This is a genomic window from Streptomyces sp. NPDC006235 (assembly GCF_040613735.1).
Taxonomy (GTDB): domain Bacteria; phylum Actinomycetota; class Actinomycetes; order Streptomycetales; family Streptomycetaceae; genus Streptomyces.
The window spans coordinates 57,355-80,340 of the sequence record NZ_JBEXSR010000012.1; the positions used below are offsets into that span (position 1 = coordinate 57,355).

At 70.2% G+C, this 22,986-nt stretch carries 24 protein-coding genes and 1 pseudogene; 8 read left to right on the forward strand and 17 right to left on the reverse strand.

Features of this window, described 5'->3' with window-relative positions; translation table 11 throughout:
- Positions 1-199: 199 nt before the first annotated feature.
- On the forward strand, positions 200-826 hold the full coding sequence (def, locus tag ABZ192_RS16765; RefSeq protein WP_356925228.1) for a peptide deformylase: 627 nt from the start codon (positions 200-202) through the stop codon (positions 824-826).
- 66 nt (positions 827-892) lie between these two features.
- Here def and ABZ192_RS16770 read toward each other — a convergent pair whose 3' ends face one another.
- Positions 893-2,176, reverse strand: a complete 1,284-nt coding sequence (locus ABZ192_RS16770) for a geranylgeranyl reductase family protein (RefSeq protein ID WP_356925229.1) — start codon at positions 2,174-2,176, stop codon at positions 893-895.
- A gap of 236 nt (positions 2,177-2,412) precedes the next feature.
- Between ABZ192_RS16770 and ABZ192_RS16775 the strand changes: the two genes are divergently transcribed.
- Positions 2,413-2,724, forward strand: a complete 312-nt coding sequence (locus ABZ192_RS16775) for a PASTA domain-containing protein (RefSeq protein WP_356925230.1) — start codon at positions 2,413-2,415, stop codon at positions 2,722-2,724.
- A 3-nt stretch (positions 2,725-2,727) separates the two neighbouring features.
- On the opposite strand, the gene ABZ192_RS16780 is transcribed toward ABZ192_RS16775, so the two are convergent.
- Positions 2,728-3,423: a demethylmenaquinone methyltransferase gene (locus ABZ192_RS16780; protein WP_356925231.1), complete on the reverse strand. Its 696-nt coding sequence runs from the start codon at positions 3,421-3,423 to the stop codon at positions 2,728-2,730.
- 159 nt (positions 3,424-3,582) lie between these two features.
- Here ABZ192_RS16780 and ABZ192_RS16785 point away from each other — a divergent pair, with 159 nt between their 5' ends.
- Positions 3,583-4,620, forward strand: coding sequence for a chitinase (locus tag ABZ192_RS16785; RefSeq protein ID WP_356925232.1), 1,038 nt, complete (start codon positions 3,583-3,585; stop codon positions 4,618-4,620).
- 19 nt (positions 4,621-4,639) lie between these two features.
- Here ABZ192_RS16785 and ABZ192_RS16790 read toward each other — a convergent pair whose 3' ends face one another.
- The 5 genes from ABZ192_RS16790 to ABZ192_RS16810 all read right to left on the reverse strand — a co-directional run bounded on the left by ABZ192_RS16790 (position 4,640) and on the right by ABZ192_RS16810 (position 11,377).
- A complete protein-coding gene (locus tag ABZ192_RS16790; protein WP_356925233.1) occupies positions 4,640-5,086 on the reverse strand; it encodes a hypothetical protein in 447 nt (148 codons plus the stop codon).
- 18 nt (positions 5,087-5,104) lie between these two features.
- Positions 5,105-6,304 carry a cyclic dehypoxanthinyl futalosine synthase gene (gene mqnC / locus ABZ192_RS16795; protein WP_356925234.1) on the reverse strand — a complete coding sequence of 400 codons (1,200 nt, stop codon included), beginning with the start codon at positions 6,302-6,304 and terminating at the stop codon, positions 5,105-5,107.
- A gap of 70 nt (positions 6,305-6,374) precedes the next feature.
- Positions 6,375-7,112, reverse strand: a complete 738-nt coding sequence (locus tag ABZ192_RS16800) for an A24 family peptidase (RefSeq protein WP_356925235.1) — start codon at positions 7,110-7,112, stop codon at positions 6,375-6,377.
- On the reverse strand, positions 7,109-10,105 hold the full coding sequence (locus ABZ192_RS16805; protein ID WP_356925236.1) for a BTAD domain-containing putative transcriptional regulator: 2,997 nt from the start codon (positions 10,103-10,105) through the stop codon (positions 7,109-7,111). Before ABZ192_RS16805 ends, ABZ192_RS16800 begins: the two co-directional genes overlap by 4 nt.
- A gap of 624 nt (positions 10,106-10,729) precedes the next feature.
- Positions 10,730-11,377: a hypothetical protein gene (locus ABZ192_RS16810; protein ID WP_356925237.1), complete on the reverse strand. Its 648-nt coding sequence runs from the start codon at positions 11,375-11,377 to the stop codon at positions 10,730-10,732.
- Positions 11,378-11,529: 152 nt separating this feature from the next.
- Here ABZ192_RS16810 and ABZ192_RS16815 point away from each other — a divergent pair, with 152 nt between their 5' ends.
- From ABZ192_RS16815 to ABZ192_RS16830, 4 genes and pseudogenes are all read left to right on the forward strand, one after another.
- Positions 11,530-12,186 (forward strand): hypothetical protein, encoded by a 657-nt coding sequence (locus ABZ192_RS16815; protein ID WP_356925238.1) that lies wholly within the window; start codon positions 11,530-11,532, stop codon positions 12,184-12,186.
- Between the two features lie 221 nt (positions 12,187-12,407).
- Entirely contained in the window at positions 12,408-13,289 is an 882-nt protein-coding gene (locus tag ABZ192_RS16820; RefSeq protein ID WP_356925239.1) for a hypothetical protein, read from the forward strand.
- Positions 13,290-13,348: 59 nt separating this feature from the next.
- On the forward strand, positions 13,349-13,999 hold the full coding sequence (locus ABZ192_RS16825; RefSeq protein ID WP_356925240.1) for a hypothetical protein: 651 nt from the start codon (positions 13,349-13,351) through the stop codon (positions 13,997-13,999).
- Between the two features lie 112 nt (positions 14,000-14,111).
- Positions 14,112-14,416 (forward strand): annotated as a pseudogene (locus tag ABZ192_RS16830) (hypothetical protein).
- A gap of 50 nt (positions 14,417-14,466) precedes the next feature.
- Here ABZ192_RS16830 and ABZ192_RS16835 read toward each other — a convergent pair.
- The 10 genes from ABZ192_RS16835 to ABZ192_RS16880 form a co-directional block, all read right to left on the reverse strand.
- Entirely contained in the window at positions 14,467-14,694 is a 228-nt protein-coding gene (locus tag ABZ192_RS16835) for a hypothetical protein (RefSeq protein WP_356925241.1), read from the reverse strand.
- A 427-nt stretch (positions 14,695-15,121) separates the two neighbouring features.
- Positions 15,122-15,592, reverse strand: coding sequence for a pilus assembly protein TadG-related protein (locus tag ABZ192_RS16840; RefSeq protein WP_356925242.1), 471 nt, complete (start codon positions 15,590-15,592; stop codon positions 15,122-15,124).
- Positions 15,589-16,023, reverse strand: coding sequence for a TadE/TadG family type IV pilus assembly protein (locus ABZ192_RS16845; protein ID WP_356925243.1), 435 nt, complete (start codon positions 16,021-16,023; stop codon positions 15,589-15,591). Before ABZ192_RS16845 ends, ABZ192_RS16840 begins: the two co-directional genes overlap by 4 nt.
- Positions 16,023-16,481 (reverse strand): TadE family protein, encoded by a 459-nt coding sequence (locus ABZ192_RS16850; protein ID WP_356925244.1) that lies wholly within the window; start codon positions 16,479-16,481, stop codon positions 16,023-16,025. The genes ABZ192_RS16845 and ABZ192_RS16850 overlap by 1 nt, the downstream gene beginning before the upstream one ends.
- 64 nt (positions 16,482-16,545) lie before the next feature.
- On the reverse strand, positions 16,546-16,797 hold the full coding sequence (locus tag ABZ192_RS16855) for a hypothetical protein (RefSeq protein WP_020272654.1): 252 nt from the start codon (positions 16,795-16,797) through the stop codon (positions 16,546-16,548).
- Positions 16,798-16,890: 93 nt separating this feature from the next.
- Entirely contained in the window at positions 16,891-17,814 is a 924-nt protein-coding gene (locus ABZ192_RS16860; protein ID WP_356925245.1) for a type II secretion system F family protein, read from the reverse strand.
- A complete protein-coding gene (locus ABZ192_RS16865) occupies positions 17,811-18,761 on the reverse strand; it encodes a type II secretion system F family protein (RefSeq protein WP_356925338.1) in 951 nt (316 codons plus the stop codon). The genes ABZ192_RS16860 and ABZ192_RS16865 overlap by 4 nt, the downstream gene beginning before the upstream one ends.
- A gap of 46 nt (positions 18,762-18,807) precedes the next feature.
- On the reverse strand, positions 18,808-20,115 hold the full coding sequence (locus tag ABZ192_RS16870) for an ATPase, T2SS/T4P/T4SS family (RefSeq protein ID WP_356925246.1): 1,308 nt from the start codon (positions 20,113-20,115) through the stop codon (positions 18,808-18,810).
- Positions 20,112-21,014 carry a hypothetical protein gene (locus ABZ192_RS16875; RefSeq protein WP_356925247.1) on the reverse strand — a complete coding sequence of 301 codons (903 nt, stop codon included), beginning with the start codon at positions 21,012-21,014 and terminating at the stop codon, positions 20,112-20,114. Before ABZ192_RS16875 ends, ABZ192_RS16870 begins: the two co-directional genes overlap by 4 nt.
- Before the next feature lie 17 nt (positions 21,015-21,031).
- Positions 21,032-21,754 (reverse strand): hypothetical protein, encoded by a 723-nt coding sequence (locus ABZ192_RS16880; protein ID WP_356925248.1) that lies wholly within the window; start codon positions 21,752-21,754, stop codon positions 21,032-21,034.
- Between the two features lie 439 nt (positions 21,755-22,193).
- On the opposite strand from ABZ192_RS16880, the gene ABZ192_RS16885 reads away from it, so the two are divergent.
- Positions 22,194-22,895 carry a hypothetical protein gene (locus ABZ192_RS16885; protein ID WP_356925249.1) on the forward strand — a complete coding sequence of 234 codons (702 nt, stop codon included), beginning with the start codon at positions 22,194-22,196 and terminating at the stop codon, positions 22,893-22,895.
- Positions 22,896-22,986 lie beyond the last annotated feature (91 nt).

Consider the following 22,986-nt stretch of genomic DNA (forward strand, 5'->3'; position numbering starts at 1 on the left):
GGGAAGGGCGAGGCGCCCTGCTGCCGCAGGAGCCGCTGCGGCCCTCGCTGGGCCCTGCGGCCTGGGCGCCGGCCCCGGCGGCTCTCCTGGCGGCCGTGAGGAGGCGTCTGCGGGTACGGCCGGTCTGCCACTGGGACCGCTGCGGGTCTTCTGCTGTGATGACTCCCCACAGCATCCTCATGCAGACAGGGAGAGACAGATGCCGAGCGTCTTCGTGCAAGGACGGCCCGTCGACTCGTACCCGAGGCTCGCGCCCGAGGCCCGGCGCGGGCAGGTCCGGCGGATCACCGAGGTCGGCGAGGAGGTCCTGCACAAGCCGTGCCGGGACGTCACCGAGTTCGGTCCGGACCTCGCCGCGCTGATCGACGACATGTTCCTGACGATGTACACCGCGGACGGTGCCGGACTCGCGGCGAACCAGGTCGGGGTCGACCTGCGGCTGTTCGTGTACGACTGCCCGGACGACGACGGCGTGCGGCACGTCGGGCACATCGTCAACCCGGTGCTGGAGCCGCCGGCCGCCGCGCACCGCAGGCTGCTCGACGAGGGCGAGGGATGCCTGTCGGTGCCCGGCGCCACGATGGACGTACCGCGTCCGGACCGGGCCGTGGTGCGCGGGTACGACCGGGACGGCGAACCGCTCGTGATCGAGGGCACGGGCTACTTCGCCCGCTGCCTGGCGCACGAGACCGACCATGTGAACGGACAGGTGTACCTGGACCGGCTGTCCAGGCGGGAACGCAAGGACGCGCTGCGGCAGATGGCGGACCGGCGCGAGGCGGTGTTCGCGCGCCGGGCCGCCAACATCGCAGCGCTGAGCGGCTGACCGGCTGAGAGGCTGACCGGCTGACCGGCTGACCGGGCCTTCGGCGCCGAAGGCCCGGATGCCTGGTCAGGCCTTCGGCGCCACCTTGCTCAGGCCGTTGATGATGCGGTCCATCGCGTCGCCGCCGGTCGGGTCGGTGAGGTTCGCGAGGAGCTTCAGCGTGAACCTCATCAGCATCGGGTGCGTGAGACCGCGCTGGGCCGCGATCTGCATGACCTTCGGGTTGCCGATGAGCTTCACGAAGGCCCGGCCGAGCGTGTAGTAGCCGCCGTAGGTGTCCTTGAGGACGCGCGGGTAGCGCTGGAGGGCCATCTCACGGCCGGCCGGCGTCGCCCGCGCGTGCGCCTGCACGATGACGTCGGCGGCGATCTGGCCGGACTCCATGGCGTAGGCGATGCCCTCGCCGTTGAAGGGGTTCACCAGACCGCCGGCGTCGCCCACCAGCAACAGCCCCTTGGTGTAGTGGGGCTGGCGGTTGAAGGCCATGGGGAGGGCGGCACCGCGGATGGGCCCGGTCATGTTGTCGGGGGTGTAGCCCCAGTCCTCGGGCATGGACGCGCACCAGGCCTTCAGGACCTCGCGCCAGTCCAGCTCCTTGAAGGAGTCGGAGGTGTTGAGGACGCCGAGACCGACGTTGGACGTGCCGTCGCCCATGCCGAAGATCCAGCCGTAGCCGGGCAGGAGACGGTCCACGGGGCCGCGGCGGTCCCACAGTTCCAGCCAGGACTCCAGGTAGTCGTCCTCGTGGCGCGGGCTGGTGAAGTACGTCCGTACGGCCACGCCCATCGGGCGGTCCTCGCGGCGGTGCAGGCCCATCGCGAGGGACAGGCGCGTGGAGTTGCCGTCGGCGGCCACCACGAGCGGGGCGCGGAAGGTGACCTCGCGCTTCTCCTCGCCGAGCTTGGCGTGCACGCCGGTGATACGGCCCGTGCGGTCGTCCAGGATCGGCGCGCCCACGTTGCAGCGCTCGAAGAGCCGGGCGCCCGCCTTCTGGGCCTGCCGGGCGAGCTGCTCGTCGAAGTCGTCACGCTTGCGGACGAGGCCGTAGTCGGGGAAGGAGGCGAGGTCCGGCCAGTCGAGCTGGAGCCGCACCCCGCCGCCGATGATGCGCAGTCCCTTGTTGCGCAGCCAGCCGGCTTCCTCCGAGATGTCGATGCCCATCGCCACCAGCTGCTTGACGGCGCGGGGGGTGAGGCCGTCGCCGCAGACCTTCTCGCGCGGGAACTCGGTCTTCTCCAGGAGCAGTACGTCGAGTCCGGCCTTGGCGAGGTGGTACGCGGTGGTGGAGCCGGCTGGCCCCGCGCCGACGACGATGACATCGGCGGTGTTTTCGGAGAGGGGCTCGGTCACGGCGGGATCTCCCCAAGGTTCGAATCTGCGTGCCGACCGGCACTGGACAGGGGCAGTCTATTCAGCGCTCTTGATCACCCCGCTGAAGGGCTGGCACGCCGCCACGCGATCGATGACGCTGCGTAGTCGAGTGTCACAGAAAGACACCTGTCGCTTCCGGCAGGTGCGGAGCGGGAGTTACCCTTCCTCTACCGCTGGGGGTGACATCTGTGCACACATCCCGCAAAACACCCGAAGTGCGTGTGCCGCGTCTGGTGGGCCTGATGGCCGTGGACGCGCGGGAGTCGGCCCGGGCGCAGGGCCTGCTGCTCGCCGCACCGGACCGGCCCGACCTCACGCGCGCCGTCGTCGACTACGTCGTACGCCAGTACCCGCAGCCCGGTGCCGAGGTGCCGCGGGACTCGATGGTCTACGTGTGGTTCGACTTCGGCCCCGGCGAAGGCGGCGGGGGCGTGCACGAGCCGCGGATCCCGAGGCCACCCAGGGGCGGGCTCCAGCGCGAGCTGGACGAACCCGGCGACCCGGACATGGCCCTCATCTCCCCGTAGGGATCAGCTCTCCTTGAAGCCCCGGTGCAGGGCGACGATGCCACCGCTGAGATTGCGCCAGGCCACCCGCGACCAGCCGGCCTTGCCCAGCCGCTCGGCCAGCGCGGGCTGGTCGGGCCAGGCCCGGATGGACTCGGCGAGGTAGACGTAGGCGTCGGGGCTGGAGGACACGGCCCGCGCCACCGGCGGCAGGGCGCGCATCAGGTACTCGGTGTAGACGGTACGGAACGGCGCCCAGGTCGGGTGCGAGAACTCGCAGATCACGACCCGTCCGCCGGGCCGGGTCACCCGGTACATCTCGCGCAGGGCGGCGTCCGTGTCCTGCACGTTGCGCAGTCCGAAGGAGATGGTGACGGCGTCGAAGGTGTCGTCCTTGAAGGGGAGCCGGGTCGCGTCCCCGGCGGTGTAGGGCAGCCAGGGCTGCCGCTGCTTGCCGACCCGGAGCATGCCCTGGGAGAAGTCGCACGGGACGACGTAGGCGCCGGTGCGGGCGAAGGGCAGCGAGGACGTGCCCGTGCCCGCCGCCAGGTCGAGGATCTTCTGGGCGGGGCGCGCGTCGACCGCCTTGGCGACCTCCTTGCGCCATCGCCGGTCCTGGCCGAGGGACAGCACGTCGTTGGTCAGGTCGTACCGTTCCGCCACGTCGTCGAACATCGAGGCGACTTCGTGCGGCTGCTTGTCCAGGGATGCGCGGGTCACGGGCCCATTGTTGCAGTACGCCCGCCCGGGAAAAGGCGCGCCCGGGAAAAGGCGCGGCTTCGGCCGTGACACGGTGCTCCCCGCCCCCGGAGACGTTCGCTGCCGGGAAACGTACTGGGTGTGTACCTCTGAGGTCTCACGAGAACGGGAGCACACGTCATGAGGAGTTACCGGAAGCCTGCGGCGGTCGGTCTGGGCTGCCTGATCGCCCTGGTCACCACGGGGTGCTCCGAACAGGCCGAACCGGCCGAACCGGTCGACCGGGCACGCCCGGCCCCCTCGGCGACAGCCGCCCCCGGCACCTCGCCCCCTGCCAGGGCCGGCACCGCCTACGCCCCGTACGTCAGCGCCACGGATGCCGCCGGCACCGAGTCCGCCGGCTCCCCGACGACGTACAACCTGGCCTTCGTCCTGGCCGCCGGCGACGACTGCACCCCGCGCTGGGACGGCGGCCGCGCGATCGGCGACTCCGCGGTGAAGTCCCGCATAGCGCGGCTGACGAAGAACGGCGGCCAGGTCCGGGTCTCCTTCGGCGGCGCCTCCGGCAAGGAACTGGCGGCCGTGTGCGACAGCGCGACGGAACTGGCGGCGGCGTACGGCGCGGCCCTCGACGCGGCCGGTGCCACCCGGGCCGACTTCGACGTCGAGGGCGACGAGCTGGCCGACTCCGCTTCCGTCGCCCTGCGTTCGAAGGCGATCGCGCTGCTCCAGAAGGAACGTACGGATCTGGAGGTCTCGTTCACGCTCCCGGTCATGCCCTCGGGCCTGGGCGAGGACAGCCTGGCGCTGCTCGGCTCCGCCGACGACAACGGCGTCCAGGTCACCACAGTCAACCTGATGACGATGAACTACGGCACGTCGTTCGACGGCGACATGGGCGGCTACGCCCGGGCGGCCGCCAGGGCCGCGCACACCCAGCTGAAGAAGGTCTTCGGCACCTCGGACGCGGCGGCCTGGCAGGGCATGGCGCTCACCTCGATGATCGGCGTCAACGACGTCGACGGCGAGACCTTCACGCTCGCCGACGCGGCCGAGGTCCGTGCCTTCGCCGAGGAGAAGGGCATCGGGTGGGTGTCCATGTGGTCGGCCGCGCGGGACCGGCAGTGCGCGGACGACTCGAAGCCGGCCCGGCCGGCGACCGATTGCAGTGGGGTGAGGCAGAGTCCGGGGGCGTTCGGGGAGGCGTTCGCGGGCTGACGGAACACCTGGGCGCTGATCAGCGCCGCCGGTGTACGAGCCGTCCCGCGCACACCGTCGCGACGCACTCCCCCGCGTCGTCGAAGACGGCGAGGTCGGCGCGGCCGGTCGGGACGATCGCCGTGCTGCGCGCACGCGGCAGCACGACGACGTCGTTGCGATCGGCGGCGGACCGCAGTTCCGGCGAGTCGACGTACTCCTCCAGGACCGCGACCGCGCCGAGCTTCAGCACCTCGTGGACGCGTTCGCGCGGGCTCGGGGCATCCGGGAGCGGGCCCTCGTGGACCCGGGCGGGGCCGAGGGTCCCGGGCCACCTGCGGACCCGAGCGCGGGGGAACGCCTCACGTACGTCGTCGAGTTTGCCGACGGCACCGATCCGGTCCCGTCCGACGGCCACGGCACCGCCCTTGACGGGCTCGGAGTCCCAGGTGACGCGGACGGCGTCGGCCGTGTGAATGGTTTCCAACTACCTCTCCGGCGCCGCTCAGTTGGAGGCGAGCAGCTTTAGCTCGGGGTGAGCCGTGCCGCCCTCGATGGCCGTGGACGAGATGTGCGAGACCACGCGGTCGTCGACGGGGTCGTTCGCCGGGTCGTCGTGCACGACGAGGTGCTCGTACGTGGTCGACCTCTGCGCGGGCACCCGCCCTGCCTTGCGGATCAGGTCGATGATCTCCATCCGGTTGGACCGGTGCTTGGCGCCCGCGGAGGAGACGACGTTCTCCTCCAGCATGATCGAGCCGAGGTCGTCGGCGCCGTAGTGCAGGGAGAGCTGCCCGACCTCCTTGCCCGTGGTCAGCCACGAGCCCTGGATGTGGGCGATGTTGTCCATGAACAGCCGGGCGATCGCGATCATCCGCAGGTACTCGAAGAGGGTCGCCTGCGTCCGGCCCTTCAGGTGGTTGTTCTCCGGCTGGTACGTGTACGGGATGAAGGCGCGGAAGCCGCCCGTGCGGTCCTGGACGTCCCGGATCATCCGCAGGTGCTCGATGCGCTCGGCGTTGGTCTCGCCGGTGCCCATGAGCATGGTGGAGGTGGACTCCACGCCCAGGTTGTGCGCGATCTCCATGATCTCCAGCCAGCGCTCGCCGGACTCCTTCAGCGGGGCGATGGCCTTGCGGGGCCGCTCCGGCAGCAGTTCGGCACCGGCACCGGCGAAGGAGTCGAGCCCGGCGGCATGGATACGCCGGATGGCCTCCTCGACGCTCACCTTGGAGATCCGGGCCATGTGCTCGACCTCGGACGCCCCCAGGCTGTGGATGACCAGCTGCGGGAACTCCTTCTTGATGGCCGCGAAGTGCTTCTCGTAGTACTCGACGCCGTAGTCCGGGTGGTGTCCGCCCTGGAACATGATCTGGGTGCCGCCCAGCTCGACCGTCTCGGCGCACCGGCGCAGGATGTCGTCCAGGTCGCGGGTCCAGCCCTTGGCGGTGTCCTTGGGGGCGGCGTAGAAGGCGCAGAAGCGGCACGCCGTGACGCAGACGTTCGTGTAGTTGATGTTGCGCTCGATGATGTACGTCGCGATGTGCTCGGTGCCGGCGTACCTGCGGCGGCGTACGGCGTCGGCGGCGGCGCCCAGCGCGTGCAGCGGGGCGTCCCGGTACAGCGCGAGCGCCTCGTCGGGAGTGATCCGCCCACCGGCGGCTGCACGGTCGAGGATGGGCTGAAGGTCGGCCTTCTCGGTCACCGGGCGTCCCTTTCGTAAGGGTTGTGGACGGACCAGCCCAGCGTACGCCAGCCGTTCGGGCCGCTGGACGTCAGGCCGCGTAGGCCCCGGCCAGGAGTCCGAGGAAGGCGCCGGAGATCAGGAACGGCCCGAAGGGGATGGCCGTCTTGCGCCCGGCCCGCCGCGCGACGACGAGGGCGCCGCCGTACAGCGCGCCCAGCAGGAACCCGGCGAAGGTGCCGAGCATCACCGTCGGCCAGCCGTACCAGCCGAGCACCGCCCCCGCGCCCAGGGCGAGCTTGACGTCGCCGAAGCCCATCCCCGCGGGGTTGATGAGGAACAGTACGAAGTAGCCGCCGCCCAGCGCGAGCGAGCCGAGCAGGGCGGTCGTCCACTGTCCCGCGTGCTCGGGCACGAGCACGGTGAGGCCGAGCAGGACGAGCGCGGCCGCGGCGAACGGCAGCGTGAGCGGGTCGGGCAGCCGCCGCACCCGGAAGTCGACGGCCGTCAGCAGCACCCCGACGGGCGCGAGCAGCAGCCAGACGCCGAGCTCGGGCCGGGTGCCGGTGGCGGCGGCGAGGGCGGCGCAGACGAGGGCGGTGGCGATCACCAGGGGTGTCGTACGCGGCCCGTATCCGGCCTCCTCGCGATCCTCACATTGCGGGCAGGAGGCCCGCCCGAGCCAGCCCTTGAGGGCGTGCCCGCCGGGGCACCGCTCCCGCCACGGCTCCCCCGAGGGGGCCGAGAACCGGTAGGCCGCGCGCGGCAGGAACGCGCCCGCCGCCGCGCCCCACAGCGCGGCGGCGATGACCAGGACCCCGGTGTTCATCCCACCGCGGCGATCGCGTCGCGCCACGTCGGCAGCAGCTCGTCGAGCAGTGCCTCGGTACGCGGCGGCAGGCCGCGGGCCCCGCTGCGGCCGATGAGATCGGTGGCGAGCGAGGTCAGCCGGGACGTGTCGCCGGTGGCGTGGGTGGCGCGCAGCAGCTCGTGCCACAGGCGCTCGTCGGCCGGGGCGGTGCGCAGGGCCGCGTTGAGTGCCTCGATGGCCTTCTCGGCGCGGTTCTTCTCCATGTGGAACTCGCACAGCGCGAGCCCGGTGTCCGCGACGAGCAGCGGCAGCTGGGCGTCGACGATCTCGTGGGTGAGCCACCGGTAGCGGCCCTCGGGCCGGTCGGCGAGCAGCGGCCCGCGCACCAGCACGAGCGCGTCGGTGAGCAGCCGCCCGCGCACGGCCCGGCTGCCGACGCCCTTGCCCTGCGTGGCCTCGTGGTAGAGGGACCGCAGCACGTCCAGGTCGGAGACGACGGACTTGGCGAGCGTGAGCCGGCCGCTGCCGTCGGTGCCGAGGCGTGGAGTGCCGTCGGGGTCGGCGCCGAGCCAGTCGCGCAGCCGGTCCAGCAGCGCGTTGCGCACGTCGTCGGTGACGCCGCGCGGCCACAGCGCCGAGGACAGCACGCGCGGGTGCACGCCCTCGCGGTGCAGGAGCAGCAGGGCGAGCGCCTCGTGCAGCAGGGCGCTGCGCTCCCCGTCCGGGGTGTCGAGGCCGATGATCTCGTACGGCCCGACGAGCCGCGCGTAGACGGCCGGCCGGCCCTGCTCGCTGATGTCGACGAGGAACGGCGGCCGGTTGGCCGGGCTGCCCTCGGGCCGGTTCTCCGGGTCCGCTTCGACGAACAGCTCCACGACGGCCCGCTGCTGGGCGGCGGGCAGCAGCTGGGCGTCGAGTTCGAGCCCGAGGAGGGGCGCGAGCAACTTGCCCTGGCCGGTGATCTCCATCTCCCAGGCGGCGCCCGGCAGGTCGCCGGTCTCGGTGCCGACGAGGTAGCCGATGCCGAGCCGGCTGGCGTCGGCGGCGAGTTCGGCGAGCTTGACGGCGTCCTCGGCGGACGGCTGGGCGGCGAGCAGCACCAGGTGCGGGGCCCAGCGGGTGTGCTGGGCGGGCCCCGTGCGCCCGGTGAGGACGGAGTCGTGCCCGGCCGCGCCCAGGGCGCCCCGCCGCTGCCGCGTCTCGGCCTCCATGGTCTCGACGAGCGCCTCGACGTCCTCGAGGTGCCGGATCCGGTTCGGAGCGAGAGGCGTCAGGTCCTGCCCGAAGCCGACGAGCGTGATGGTCATGCGGTCCGACCAGCCGTTGGTCGCCAACTCGGCGGCGACGGACGCGAAGACGGCGGCCCGGTCGGCCTCCCGGCCGCTCAGCGACACGATGCCGGGCACCGCCTCCAGGTTGAGCAGCAGCCGCGAGTCGTCCATGGTGCCGAGGCTGACGAGCCCCGGGTAGGGCGCGGCCGTGTCGACGTCCTCGTAGCGCTCGGCGTCGGTCCGGGCCAGCATCCAGAAGGTCTGGTCCTGCCCCTGCTGCCAGGGGGCGGGCGGCTTCCCGGCGGGCTGGGCGAGCTGGAGGTGCAGGTCGCCGTTGCTGAGCCAGGCGGCGTACACGACCGGCAGCGCCCGCGACTCCTCGGCGAGGGAGGCGGCGAGACCGCGCAGGCTCCGGTCGAGCAGCCGCACGCCCTCGGGGTCGGCGCCGACGAGCAGCGCGTCCTGGACGTCCTGCGCGTCCCCGCTCGGCGTGGGCGGCTCCATGCCGCGCCGCCCGCCGACGGCCCCGAACGCCGACTGCCACAAGGCCTGCCGGCGCCGCCGCCCCAGGGCGCCGAGGAGACCGGCGGCGAGGAGGGGTGCGGTGAGCAGGGCCTCGGGCAGACCGAAGGAGCTGCCGGACTCGGCGCCGACGCCGGTGGCCTGCTGGTGGCCGGTGTCGGGGGCGGGCCGCTGCTGCTCGGGGACGGACACCTGGGTGGCGCCGCCACCGGCGTGCTCGTGCCCGCCGCCCTGGGCACCGCTGCCCCCGCCGTGGGCGTGGTCCCCTGTCTGGGCGTAGTCGGCGATCTGCTGCTGCACGTCCGGTGACACGTGGGGAGCCTCGTCGGGCATCTCGACGAGTTCACCGCCGCGCGCGTCGCCCGGCATCTCCATGATCCATCCGGGCCGGATGAGGCTGGCCTCGGAGAGCTTGGACCCGTCCGGCTGGATGCGGTCCTTGTTGAGCTCGAAGATCTCCTTGTAGCGACGCCCGTCACCGAGGTGCCGTTCCGCTATCTCCCACAGGGAGTCGTGGTGGCGCCCCTCGGGCGGCTGGATCCGGTAGTACTTCGTGTCGCCCTGCTTGGCGGTGCTGCCGCCGGCGTCGGCGTGCGAGGCGGCGTGCGAGGCCTGCTCGGCGAGGGCGGCCGCGGTGTCGGCGGCCTGCTCCTGCTGCTGGGCGAAGAACCCCGGGGTCTGCTGGGCCGAGGCGACGGTCGGCTTGTGATGGGCGTCGTAGCCGCCCTGCCCGAGCTGCGACAGGCCGGGCGTGAAGCTGGCCGCGGTGGCGCCGACGAGCAGCAGCGCGGCGACGAGCTGCCGGGCGAGCAGCTGACTGGGCCCGGCGCCGGGCACCCGCCCCGGTACCCCGACACCGGACAGCGCGGCCTTCATCTCCACGAGCACGCAGGCGGTGAACTGGGCCCACGCCAGCCACACCACGACGGTGAGGATGTTCAGGAACGTCTCGACGGTGATCTCTTGCTGGAGCCAGTCGAGGCTCGGCACCCCGCTCGGCAACGGCCACCCGATCTGCGTGGCCAGCGCGCCGGGCACGCCGACGAGGAGCACGGCCAGGGCGAGGAACGCGAAGAAGGCCTTGACGAAGTCCCCGAACGACCGCCGCCGGATCCGCACCGGCTGCGGCGTCCGATTCCTCGGAGCCGTCGTTGGGGCCGTCGTTCCCGTCGTACTTCCCGTCGAGCTTGACGAGCTGGAGGTGCGGCGTCGCGGCATGGCGGGTGTCCTGGGGTCGTGTGTGAGTGCGGTGAGGCGAACTGTGGGCCGAGAAGTGTGCTGAGCCTACAGAGATCTTATGGACTCTCATCGAGGTCGTCGAAGGGCGTGGGGGAGGAAGGGGGTTGACGTCCGATTTGCTCCGCCAGTCGCATGCACCCGGCCGTGCGGCCGAGCCAACGGAATGACGTCCTTCGCAACTGCCACGCAGACTCCTCACGTTCCGCACACAATCCACCATGGCTGTCCAGGACGCGCGTTAATCCCCTGATGGCTTCCTTCCCAGCCGCACACACGCACGACGATGGTCCATCACCGGGGGAGAACGCCCGTGGTCCACCGCGCTCTGACCACCGCGGCCGCACTCACCACGGCGGCGGCTCTGCCCCTCACAGCCTGTGGCGGAGGTGACGACAAAACGCCGGAGGACATCAACGGGCCGGATTCAGGGGCAAAAAGTCCGTCGGCTTCGGCGTCTGCGCCTGAGGGGGGCGTCGGTCCCGACGTCGGCGTGCCGAAGGATCTTCGCCTGGTCCTCGACTTCGACAAGCCGTCCGACGCGAAGCACGCAGCCGCGCTCACCGGCGCAAGCGATGAGGCGGCTGCGCTGGACGACTCTGCCGATCACCGGCCCTCCACGGGGAGCAGGGCGTCGAGCGCCCGGTCGTAAGCCCGGAACCCGGCCTTTCCGTACTCGGGCGTGTCCGCCTCGGGTCGGAGCAGGTCCGGGAGGCGAGCGACTCGCCACATCCTGAAGACCAGCGCCGGCGCACTCCGTCCCGTGGCGTCCGCGATGCCGGACGCGATCGCCAGCGCTTCGGCGATGCCGGCTGCCCCGGGGCGAACTTCCCCTCCCGCCGCTACGGCAGCCGTGATCAGCGCCTGCAAGAAGTACGTCAGCTGCAGGTCGGCAGCCATGTGGCACATGCGCCGAACGATGTCCGGTCGTTCGAGGTCGTCGAGCCGGGACGGAATCCCCTCGACCGCGCCCGACCACAGGAGCAAGGACGGTGCCGTCACCTCGTGCTCCCGCAGATAGCCCAGTTCATCCGCGATGGCCATCGCCGACGAGGAGAAGCCACCTATGTCACGGACCAGTTCGAGCAGCCGGTCCACCTCGTCACGCCGACGGCTCACCAACTCGCCGACGGAAGCCGCACGGACGCTCCATGTGCCGGTCGCCGACACGGCCCCGACTTCCACGCCCCCGCCGAGCGGCCCGAAGATCTCGCGCGCCAGCACGCCCTCCGGAACGTGCGAGCCTGTCGTCATAGCCGTACCTACCTCGTGAGCATCGTTAGCAGCCGCTACGCCACACTCCTCGCCTTCCCCACACAATCCCCCGCTGCCTCTCAAGGGCCCATTACCCGCCCCTGATAGCTTCGTTCCCTGCCGCATACACCGAACACCGGGGGAGACAAACCGTGGCACGCCGCGCCCTGACCACGACCGCCGCCGCACTCACCGCGACGGCGGCGCTTCTGCTCACCGCTTGCGGCGGAGGCGGCGACGATTCTCCGGACGGCATCGAGGGGGCGGACCAGGGGGCGAGTAGTCCGTCGGCTTCACCATCGAGGGCCGCGGATGCGGACCGCCCCGATCTCGGCCTGCCGAAAGACCTGAAGATGATCTTCGACTTCGACAAGCCGTCCGACAGCGATGAGGCGGCTGCGCTGGACGACTCTGCCAACTTCATCCGGGCGCTGAAGCACGCCATCGTCGCTCAGGACCCGAACGACTCGGCTTACAGGTTCTACTCCCGAGCCGGAGCCGCCAAGTACGCCAAGTCGCAGATCGAGGCGTGGGTGAAGGGCGGCTGGACCCCGACAGGTGAGGACCAGTACTACGACGCCGCCACGAGCAAGTCCGAGGACGGGAAAGCCGTCCTCGTCACCTTCTGCCGTAACCAGGCCAAGTCCTACAGCAAGGACGTCAAGACCGACAAGATCCATTACACGAAGGAAAGCCTCGACAGTTTCCTGAAGTACCGCATCTTGATGCAGCCCTCGGCCGACTCCCCCGGCATCTGGCAGGCACAGCAGATCGAGGTTGCGGGAAAGGCCAAGGAGTGTCAGCAGTGACGGGGACCGGACGAGGCGCAGCATGGACGGCCGCGCTGACCGCCACCGTGCTCTTGTGCTCGTCGGGCCCGGCATTCGCTGACGAAGTACCCGCGCCCACGACGCCCAGTCAGCCTGCTGAGAAGCCCTCCGGTGACTCCAACGGGCGCACTCTGCTGGCGTCCGTCTCGCAATCTCGCATCCAGGTCAGCCACCCTGACGGCCGAACCGAACAGGGTTCCATGGACGAGCTGACGTCCGTCGACCCCAATTGGGAACCCCCGGTCTGCTGGTATGAGCCGGTCTTCACTCCGGACGGGCTCAAATCCGCGGTCGAGGACTTGCAGAAGAACGGCGGAATGGGCGCCGTCAATGCCCACGAGTGGTGGAGCTCGGGCATCTTCGTCGATCACTACGACAAGGGTGAACCGGAGGAGAACTTCGATCTCAAGTCACCCACCACCAGCACCGCCGAGGGGTACAAGAACTACAACTCCGGCAAGAAGGGCATGTTCTGGCGCAGTGTCGTCCGCAAGGGGCACGAGAACGACATCAAGGCCTGGGACTGCGGCCGGATCATGTTTTGGCAGGACGCCGGCACGATCCCGGACGACGAGCACGCGCCGACTCCTGAGACGCTCGCGGCGTACGCCTACGACAAGATCGAGGTGCCCCGGACCAAGGTCGAGCTCAAGCCGACGGCCAAATCCACGGTGAATCTGCCCACTTGGGTGTGGCTGGACAAGGGCACCTTCAAGGAGGTCAAGGTCCGCGCCGAGCTCCCCGACACGGGCCTGTGGGCCGAGACGACCGCCAAGCCGGTCGCCCTGCACCTGGAACCGGGCACGGACGACGCCGAGACCTTCCCCGCCTCCGGCGACTGCGAGATCAACGAGGACGGCTCCATCGGCACGCCCTACACCAAGGGCGACGCCGACAAGACCCCACCCTGCGGCATCCGCTACCTCCGCGCCACCAACGGCACCCCGTACGAGCTGAAGGCCAGCATCACCTGGCAGATCTCATGGGAGGGCACAGGCGGCGAAAACGGCGACCTCCCCGACGGCACCTTCGAGACCACCCAGGACATGAACGTCCAGGAGATCCAGTCGATCAACCACTGACGCGTTCCCACGTCATTCGCAATCGCCTGTCGCACACGTCGAACCTCGGGGGAGAAACCGTGGCCCGCCGCACTCTGACCACCACAGCTGCCGCGTTCACCGCATCGACGGTGCTTCTGCTGACCGCATGTGGCGGAGGCGGAGACGACGAGTCGTCGGACGGCATCAAGGGCGCTGGTTCAGGATCGAGCCCCTCGACTCCGGCATCGGCATCGACGCCATCCGGGCCCGAACGCCCTGACATCACCATCCCGAGCAGCTTCCAGCTCACCTTCGAGAACTGGACGAGCAGCGATCCCGTCGAGCAGGCCGTGCTCAACGACGGCAAGGAGGAAGTCCGGGCCGGGTACGCGGCGATCATCGAGAACGACCCCGACAGCGAGGCCGTCGCCTTTTACGACACAGAAGGGGTTCGCGGGCTGACCAAGGAGTGGATCAAGTCCTACACGGACAAGAACGTCACCGTCATCGGCAAGCTGCCCGCCTTCAATCCCAAGGTCAACCTGGCCGAGAACGGCAAGGGAGCATCGCTCAGTTACTGCACGGACGAGAGCGCGGCGATGACCAGGAACCGCAAGACTGGCAAGGTCGAGGGAAACCCGGCAGGCACGGACCCTTACGTCCTTTACTCGGTCTCCCTGGCGAAGAACGAACAGGGCGTGTGGCAGAACGCGTCGGTGCACTCCGAGCGAGGGGCATGCTCCAGGTGACCATCCCCGCCGGTCGAAACCCCGATGCGGGCTGTCAGTGCGGTCATCTTTGACGCTGTGATGCGTACGTTCCGTTTCATCTGAGCCGTCTGAACCTGCTGGGGGACTTCACATGGCCAAGGGCAAGAGCGACCTCGCGCTCCCGCTGACCGAGCTGGAGAGCTACGGGCGCCGGCTTCGTTCCATCAAGACACGTCTGAATCACACCAAGAAGCGCGCGAGGACATCACGCAGCAGCTCGATGCGCTGGCAAGTATGTCCGATGCCGTCGTCCGTGAGTTCAAGAAGCTTGACGACGAGCTCGCCAAGCAGGTCAACGATGCGATGAAGACGGAGGACAAGCGGGGCGGGAAAGGCGGTGAAGGGGGCGGGGGCGGAGTAAGTAAGGCCCGCAACCCGCTATCCGCTATCCGCTGACGTGAAAAGGCCCCGGATCCGGAGATCCGGGGCCTTTCGTGTGCCTGCGGTCAGGAAGCGACCGCGGTGTTGAGGTGCAGGTCCGCCGCGATGCCCTCGGGCGCGACGGCGAGGCCCACGCCGCCGCCGACACCGGTGGTGACACCGGCGGCCGTCGTCTCGACGTAGAGACCGGCCGCGGCGCCGGCACCCGCGGTGCCGCCCGCCTGGCCGCCGGCGATGGTGTCCAGCTCGGCGTCGGACATGTGGGCGGTCTCGATCTGCGGGGTGAAGGCCATGGAAGGCGGTTCCCTTCGTTTCAAAAATTCGAAGTGCTGGGGTGCGACTGATCAAAGCACGTGGGGAGAAGGGTCGGCCAGTCAGTGGTTATAGAGGTACGACGGAATTCGGTTGCCGAAGTCATGAATGTGACCCTTCGGTCACCGAAATACCCGTCGTCTTCACATGTTCTGCCACTGGGCGGTATCGGAGTGCAATGCGGGGTGGGGTGAGCCAGTAGTACTCGGCTCCCGCTGTGCTTTCTCACGGCCTCGCGGTGAACGGTGTGCAGATCCGTCGAATGTTCCGGATCAGCGGTTCACCGACTGGATCTCCTGCATCGCAGCAGCAGCGCCACCGCCGTGGTCGGGGCGCCGCGGCCGCCTCAATGCTCCGTTGTCAGTGCTCAGCGGAGCCGGGAGGGGCGGGAAACGGGCGCGGCAGACATCAGCCGACCTCGTTCTCCGCCACCGCCTGCCCGTGGACCACCACGTCGCCGCCGTAGAACATCCCCGTGAAGACCGGGGAGTAGGTGAGCTGCACCTCGACCTGCACCTGCTGGGCGTCCGCCGTCACGCAGTGGGTCGCCGCGATGTCCGCGCCCGTCATGTCCATCTCACGGGCGAAGGTCTTCACGCGGGCGTTGCAGTTCTCGAAGTTGATCGGGGCGGGGCCGCCCTCGTTGTCGTAGAGGGCTTCGCGGTCGATGTCCTGGGCGGCGTAGCGGGCCGCCTGTTCCGCGATGTCGGCCGCCCGTTCCCGCTTGGAGATGGACAGGCCGCCGTCGATCACGAACGCGGAGAGGGAGAGGAAGACCAGCGCGAAGATGATGACCGCACCGGCACCGGAGCCCCGGTCGTCCAGGTGTGCGCGACGGGCCGCCCACCACGACCGCCCGCAGGCCGGGAGGTGTCTCACGCCGACCTCCGGAAGGGGTCGAGCGGGGAGCTGAAGCTCGCCGACAGCGTCGTCGGGACGTCGAGGCCGAGCGTGGCGAGACCCCGCACCTGGCAGCTCACCTCGACCGTGAAGATGGTGTCGGGCTCGAAGCCCTTGCTCGTCTGGACGACCGACACGGGGCCGGAGCAGACGTCCGTCAGATTGGCCGCGGCGGCCTTCTCGGCCTCGGCCATGGCGGTGGCGTGGTCCTTCTGGATCGAGCCCGCGCGGGCCGCGTCCCGGGCCGCTCCGTCGAGCGCGCCGCGGCCGTCGACGAGTTGGCCGAAGGCCACCAGGACGAGGATGAACAGGATCATCACCGGGGCGAGGATCACGACCTCGATCGTGGACAGGCCCCGGTCGTCCGCCCGCCGGCTGTCCGTCCACGGCGCAGGAGGAGACGGAATCATCAGTTCTCCTCCTGTACGAACCGCTCCACCGGGCCGGCCGACTGCGCGTGCACCGTCAGGTCCAGCCCCGGGAACACCGTCGGCACCCGCGCCTCGATCTCCACACCGACCGTGTTCTGGTCCGGCTGGAGCATCTTCACGTCCGGCCCCAGCACCAGTTGCGGACCCAGCTGGCGGATGTAGCTGTCCACCACGTCCTGGGCCTCGCCCCGCCACGCGCCCGGCTGTTCGTCGGCCGTGGCACGCGCCTTGCGCGCTCCCGCCTGGGCCGCCGCCTGGGCGACGTGGTCCGCGAAGAAGTACAGGGCGAACTGCACGGTCGCGAAGATCATGAAGAACAGTACGGGAGTGAGCAGCACGAACTCGATCGCGGTCATGCCGGAGTCACCGCGGGCGGCTGCCGCTCTCCGCGCGGCCCGCACCCTGCGGCGTATCCGTCTGCTCACGTCTGCCGGCATCCCCGTGAACCCCGTTGTCCGTCGACTGTCCCTGTGACTGCCCTGCGACCGTCCCTGTGACGGATCAGCAGGTCTTGCCCGCGTCCGCGCCCTTGATGCAGTCGCCGACCTTGTTGGCGCCCTCGCTCAGCGCGGCGTTGATGATGGCGGCCACGACACCGACGATCGCCACGACGACCGCCGAGATGATGACCCACTCGACCGCGGAGGCGCCGCGGTCCAGCTCGCCGGAGCGGGCGCGCTCGGTACGGGCCTGGAGGAAGGTGACCAGGAAGTCCACGGCCGGGATGCCCGTGTGGAAGTTGCGTCCGATCATGACGACTTGTCCTTTCGAAATCAGTCCGGTCGAATCAGTCCGGGAAGTTCTGGAGTTGTGAAGGTCAGCTCACTGAGTGGCTCACGGCACGGCTCACTGCACCTGGAACACCCGCATCGCCGCCGGAAAGATCAGGAACACCAGGAACCCGGCGCACAGCAGCAGCTGCGCCACGAGCATCGACTGGGACTTCTCACCCGCGCTGCCCTCGATCTCCGCGAGTTCGCGGTGCCGCATGGTCTCGGCCCGGGACGCGAGGGACTCGCGCACCTTCGCACCGTCGTCCGCGACCAGGGCCAGGGAGGCGGAGAGGTCCTTGAGTTCCTCCACGCCGATCTCCTCGCCGAGTGCCCCGAGCGCCTGCCACTGGCTGATGCCGGTGATGCGGGCGTCCGAGAGGGCGTTGCGGATGCGCTGGTTGGCCCAGCCGTCGGAGATCTCGGCCGCCGCCATCAGGGCCTCGGGCAGACCGCGTCCGCCGGCCAGGCTCATCGACACCAGGTCGAGGTACGCGCCGATCACGCGCCTGAGGTCGCGCCGCTTCTGGGCCGCGTCCCGCCGTACTTCCAGGTCGGGCAGGAAGAAGAAGATCACCGCGAAGAGCAGCGCCAGCCACACCGGGATGATCGGGCTCCGGCCGACACCGAGCGTGTAGACGATGGCGAACAGGAACGGGCCGAAGAACAGGCCGGCCACCCCCAGCAGCACCTTCGTCGCCAGGAACTTCTCCCAGCTGCGCTCCAGGACCGCCAGGTCCGCGCGCAGCGAGCGCTGCTCCCAGCCCTGCTGGAGGTAGAACTCTGAGACGCGCAGGCCGACTTCGGCCCGCAGCGCGCCGAAGCGCCCCTTCTCCCGCTCGGTGCGGGCCGACTCGTAGGCCGAGCCGCGGGCCCGCATCGCGTCGATCCGCGCGACCTGTGAGATCGGGCTGCGCTTGCTGGGCATGAGGGCGCGTACGAGGGCGTAGAGGCCCAGGCCGATGACGGCGCCGACGACGAGCGGCATCGTGAGGTTCACCGGCGTGCCCCCTCTTCCTGCGGCAGCTGCTGGGGCTGCTGCTGCGACGGCGTCCTGGGACGCACGAACTGGACGGCTGCCTCGTCGCGGACCAGGAAGCGTTCGGGCGTCTCGATGGTGGACAGCTTGCGCAGCCACCAGAAGCCGAGCGCGAACAGGCCGCAGACGCAGGCCAGGACGAGCTGGCCGACGGCGGTGCCGTACGGCTCCACGAAGTCACGGTTGAAGATGGACAGGCCGAGGACGAAGGCGATCGAGACCGCCACGACGATCTGCACGGACCGGCGGGTCGAGGCGCGCTGCGCCATCACCCGCTGCCGCATGTCCACTTCCTCGCGGGCCGACTTGGCGAGCGCGCCCAGCACCTGGCGCAGACCGGGTCCGCGCAGGCGGGCGTTGAGGATCAGGGCCGCGACGATGATGTCGGCGGAGGCGTCGTCGATCTCGTCGGCGAGGTGCTGGAGCGCCTCGGGCAAGGGGGTGCGGGCGCGCAGGCGGTCGACGAGGGCGTCGAGGTGGGGCCGCAGGACCGGGGCGGCGGCGCGGGCGGAGGCCGGGATGGCCTGCTCCAGACCGACGGCGCCGGCGATGGTGTCACGCAGGGACTCGGTCCAGGAGGCCAGGGCCTCCACGCGGCGCATGGCGGCGCGTTCCTCGCCGGCGCCGCCGAACAGGCGGTTCCAGAAGAAGACGAGGACGCCGGCCGCGATGCCGGCGACCGCCCAGCGGGTGAGGACGAGGACGACCAGTCCGACGATGGCGGCGAGCGAGCCGCGCTGGCCGGCGAAGCGGATGAGTTCGCTCGCCCGCTCGGCGGCCTTCTGCTTCTCGTGGTCGGGCTTGACGGGCAGTCCGCGTACGGCGACGAGGAGGAGGGCGAGGCCGCCGCCGACGGCGACGCCGCTTCCTATCGAGTACAGGACGGTGGTGGAGAACAGGCCGCCCATGGAACCGAGGGAGCCGATGGCTGCGAGAGTCGTGTTCATCCCCGGCTCACCCCCAGGTCCCGGACGGCCGGTAGCCGTGTGCCATCAGTTCCTCCAGGCAGGCAAGGGGGGCGTGCGGCACGACCCGGCCGTCGGGGGCCTCCGCGAACACCTCGCTGGACAGGACGCGTCCGTCGACGCCGTTGACCTCGCGGACGGAGGTGACCATGCGCTGGAGGCGGCCGCCGTTGCCGAAGTCGTTGCGCCGCTGGATGAAGACGACGAAGTTCACCGCGCCCGCGATCAGCAACTGGCTGGCCTCGATGGGCAGCCGCTCGGAAGCCTGCAGCGCGTAGGTGGAGATACGGTTGAACACCTCGCTGGAGCTGTTGGCGTGGATCGTGGACAGCGAGCCGTCGTTGCCCTGCGACATGGCGTTGAGCATGGTGACGATCTCGTCGCCGAGGACCTCACCGACGATGACGCGGGAGGGGTTCATACGCAGCGAGCGGCGCACCAGTTCCGCCATGGAGATGGCGCCCTGGCCCTCGGAGTTGGGCAGGCGCTCCTCGAAGGCGACGACGTTGGGGTGCAGGTCGGGGAAGGTGTCGAGCCCGAGCTCCAGGGCCCGCTCGACGGTGATGAGGCGCTCCTGCGGCGGGATCTCGTTGGCGAGGGCGCGCAGCAGCGTCGTCTTACCGGCGTTGGTGGCCCCGGCGATCATGATGTTCTTGCGGGCGCGGACCGCGCAGGCCAGGAAGTGGGCCACCTCGGGGGTGAGCGTGCCGTTGCCGACGAGGTCCGAGATGAAGACCTTGCCCATGCGCGCGCGGCGGATGGACAGCGCGGGGCGCCGCGCCACGTCCATGACGGCCGACAGACGCGAACCGTCGGGCAGCCGCAGGTCGAGCTGCGGGTTGGCGGAGTCGAAGGGGCGGGAGGACAGACCCGAGTAGGCGCCGAGGACCTGGATGAGCTCGATGAGCTCCTCGTCGGTCTCGGCGACGGGGTCGCCCTTGACCTCGCGCCCGTCGGCGTAGCCGACGAACACCTGGTCGCAGCCGTTGATGTCGATGTTCTCGACCTCGGGGTTGTCCAGCAGGGGCTGGAGCCGGCCGACGCCGAAGAGTGCCGCGTGCACGGCGGCCGCGTACTGCTCCTCGGTCTCGGCGTCCAGCGGCGTACGGCCCGCGTTGATCTCGGCGCGGGCGTACTCCTCCAGGATCTGGGCTATGACGGCGCGGGCGTACTGCCGTTCGTCCTCCGTGGACATCGGAGTGACGTTGTTGAGCTGGTCCTGTCGGCGCTGCTCGGCGATGCGGTCGCCGGCGTCCTGGCGGAACCGCTTGACCAACTGGTGGTCGACAGCGGTCATGCGCCGGCCCCCGCGTGGCCCTGCATCTGGCCCGGGTGGTCGTGCTGGACGTGGTGGGCCTGCTGAACGTGGTGGGCCTGGTTCGCCTGGGCGGAGGCGGCCCAGGCGGCGCCGTACTGCTGGTAGAGGTCGGCGGCGACCTTGCGGGCCGAGCGGATCAGCAGCGACTTGTCGAGACGGCCGCGCCTGCGGCCGGCCAGCTGGTCGGCACCGGCCGGGTCGTCGGCGATGGTGCCGACCACGCGGGCGCCGGTCTGGGCGTGCACGAGCATGTCGTTGACCTGCGAGGCGAGCTTGCCGGCGTTGCCGGTGTCGGCGATCAGGACGACGCCGATCACCGGGTTGGCGAGGCTCGCGGCACCGCGCGGTCCGCCGTGCAGCTTGCCGGCGAGCGCCGCGGCACGGTCACGCACCCGTGCGATCGCCTCCGGCTCGGTACGGGAGAGCAGCAGCACGAGGGAGGCGTGCGGCAACAGCTCGACGGCAGGGGTGTCCCCGCTGATGCGTCCGCAGTCGGCGATGACGTCGGCGGCGGCGTTCGGGGAGTCGGCGAGGGAGGCGAAGGCGTGCCCGAGGGTGGGCCACAGCCCCGCGAGCCCGGCGGCCTGCTCGGCGATGCCGAGCCCGACGAGCACCTCCAGTCCCCCACTGAGCGGCTGTACGTGGTCCCAGAGCTGGTCCGGTACGAGTCCGCGGCGCGCGGTGGCGGCGATGGACAGCATGCCGGTGTTGGGGTTGAGCGGTCCGCCGTGCGCGGCGGCACTGCGGTAGACGAGGTCACCGCCCGCCGGGTCCGTCTCGGCGAGCAGGACGCGCCGCGGCCAGACCGCCGCGAGGGCGACGGCCGCGGTGGTGACGCCGGGGGAACCCTTGTCGGCGGCGAGAGCGATGAGCGCCATGGGTCGGGTGCCGCCTTCTAGTTGCCGGGGACGTGCACGATGGCGACCTCGCCCGCGGCCGCCGCGGAGGCGAGCGCGGCCGCGTCGGCCTGGTCGACGAGGAGGGTGAGCGAGAGGTTGCCCGTGCTCACGGTGGCGTCGCTGTCGTCGTTGACGGCGTTCACACGCGCGTTGTCGACGATGCCGCCGCCGGAGGACGAGGTGCCGCTCGAACCGGTGTTGTCGTCGGAGCTGTTCGAGCCGGCGCCGCTGGTGCCGACGCGGTAGGCGGAGACGACGTCACCGGCCTTGATGTCGGACGGGTACTGGCCCTCCTTGAGGGCGAGGCCGACGGCGGCCTTGCCGGCGGGGAGGCTGGCCTTCTTGGCGAACATCTGGCCCATCACGACCGTGTCCTTGTAGATCGTGGACTTGGCCTTGAGGGTTTTCAGCGTGCCCAGCTGCGACCACTTGATGTAGTTGATGCTGTCGTCGGCCGCGACCATCACCGAGGTCACGTTGTCACCGACGGACTCCCCGGCCTGGATGTCGTCCGTCACCTTGACGACCTCGATCCGGTCACCGGCCTGGAGCACGAGCATCGTCGCACCCAGCGCACCCACCAGGATGAGCAGCACGGCGAGCGCCGCCAGCGCCGGTTTGCGCTCGCGAGGTGGTGTGGGAAGCCGGTCACCGACCGACGGCTGAGCCGGAGCGGCGGAACGACCGGCGCCCGCCCCCGTACGCTCTTGGATCTTCACGCAACCGCTCCCCGTACACCCAAGAAGTTATTTACCAAATAGGACACTTCGCACTTCTCGGCCCGTTGGATTGGTGCCTGAGCTGGCCGAATAGCCAGCGCCGAAGTGAGTGTCAAGCCATGGCACCGTATCAGCCGCACATAAGCCCCTCAAGGCGCGTCCGAACTCAGAGAACTCACCACCCACACCGTTATCCATCTGCAACTTCCGGCAGGTAAACGCCCGTTACGACAAGGGTCGAACCATCAGGTCGGGTGTGCTGCAGCGAACTCGCCGCGACAGTGGGTGCGCACCTGCCCTGGAGCGGTCAACACCTCCCGGCCATCATGCCTGCACGATTCACTCACAACACTTCATGGGCCCGTCGGGAGCGGACAGTGGGTTAAGTAAAGTGCGGCGGCGACCTCGTCTCGGTCCCCCCCCCATGAGGAGTCCCCCCATGCAGCGCGCCACCCTGGCAGCCGTCTCCCTCTTGGCCTTGGCCTCCGCACTGACCGCCTGCTCGGGCAGCGAGGACGCGCCCGCCAGTTCGCCGTCGGCGCCGAAGGCCAAGCCGGTCACCCCGGCGCAGCGACTGGCGAAGGTCATGGTGACGAAGGACGACCTGCCCGGCTACAACGTGTCGAAGCCCGAAGCCGAGTACGCCTTCGCCAAGTCCTCGGACGAGGTCACGGTCGACAAGCCCGGTTGCACCCCGCTGGCCTACGCGATGAACCAACTGCCGCTCGGTGAACCGCAGGCCGACCTCACGCGCAGTGCCGGGGCTGGTTACGGCAAGGAGATCACGTCCATCACTCTCACTTCGTACGAGCCGGCGGCCAAGGCCGAGTCGGTGTTGACCGGTTTGGCGAAGGCCGTGTCCGCGTGCGGCGACGGTTTCACCGCCAAGGCGGGCAAGAACACCTCGGCCTACGACTCGGTCACCGCCGAGAAGGGCATGACGAGTGGTGCGGTCGCCTTCCGGTCGACGATGACGTTCCGGGGTGTCACCCACACTCTGCACACCGAAGCCGTCCGCCACGGTGACGTGCTCGCCGTCTACTTCTCGGCGAACGGCTTCGCCATCGCCGACGGCATCCGGCCCAGCGACGCCAAGATCCCCACGAACGTAGTGGAGGCGCAGAACGCGAAGCTGGGCTGAAGCCGCCGGTACGAGTCCTCGGCCACCAGTACCAGTCCCTCGCCTCCCCCCTGGCGCCCCCGAGGCCGGGCGACGTCGCGACCAGCCGACC

Excerpts from the sequence above, each read along its gene's own strand:
- def (WP_356925228.1), top strand. The coding sequence starts at position 200 with ATGCCGAGCGTCTTCGTGCAAGGACGGCCCGTCGACTCGTACCCGAGG.
- ABZ192_RS16785 (WP_356925232.1), top strand. The coding sequence starts at position 3,583 with ATGAGGAGTTACCGGAAGCCTGCGGCGGTCGGTCTGGGCTGCCTGATC.
- ABZ192_RS16800 (WP_356925235.1), bottom strand. The coding sequence starts at position 7,112 with ATGAACACCGGGGTCCTGGTCATCGCCGCCGCGCTGTGGGGCGCGGCG.
- ABZ192_RS16805 (WP_356925236.1), bottom strand. The coding sequence starts at position 10,105 with ATGCCGCGACGCCGCACCTCCAGCTCGTCAAGCTCGACGGGAAGTACG.
- ABZ192_RS16810 (WP_356925237.1), bottom strand. The coding sequence starts at position 11,377 with ATGACGACAGGCTCGCACGTTCCGGAGGGCGTGCTGGCGCGCGAGATC.
- ABZ192_RS16820 (WP_356925239.1), top strand. The coding sequence starts at position 12,408 with ATGGACGAGCTGACGTCCGTCGACCCCAATTGGGAACCCCCGGTCTGC.
- ABZ192_RS16835 (WP_356925241.1), bottom strand. The coding sequence starts at position 14,694 with ATGGCCTTCACCCCGCAGATCGAGACCGCCCACATGTCCGACGCCGAG.
- ABZ192_RS16845 (WP_356925243.1), bottom strand. The coding sequence starts at position 16,023 with ATGATTCCGTCTCCTCCTGCGCCGTGGACGGACAGCCGGCGGGCGGAC.
- ABZ192_RS16850 (WP_356925244.1), bottom strand. The coding sequence starts at position 16,481 with ATGCCGGCAGACGTGAGCAGACGGATACGCCGCAGGGTGCGGGCCGCG.
- ABZ192_RS16855 (WP_020272654.1), bottom strand. The coding sequence starts at position 16,797 with ATGATCGGACGCAACTTCCACACGGGCATCCCGGCCGTGGACTTCCTG.
- ABZ192_RS16865 (WP_356925338.1), bottom strand. The coding sequence starts at position 18,761 with ATGGGCGGCCTGTTCTCCACCACCGTCCTGTACTCGATAGGAAGCGGC.
- ABZ192_RS16870 (WP_356925246.1), bottom strand. The coding sequence starts at position 20,115 with ATGACCGCTGTCGACCACCAGTTGGTCAAGCGGTTCCGCCAGGACGCC.
- ABZ192_RS16875 (WP_356925247.1), bottom strand. The coding sequence starts at position 21,014 with ATGGCGCTCATCGCTCTCGCCGCCGACAAGGGTTCCCCCGGCGTCACC.
- ABZ192_RS16885 (WP_356925249.1), top strand. The coding sequence starts at position 22,194 with ATGCAGCGCGCCACCCTGGCAGCCGTCTCCCTCTTGGCCTTGGCCTCC.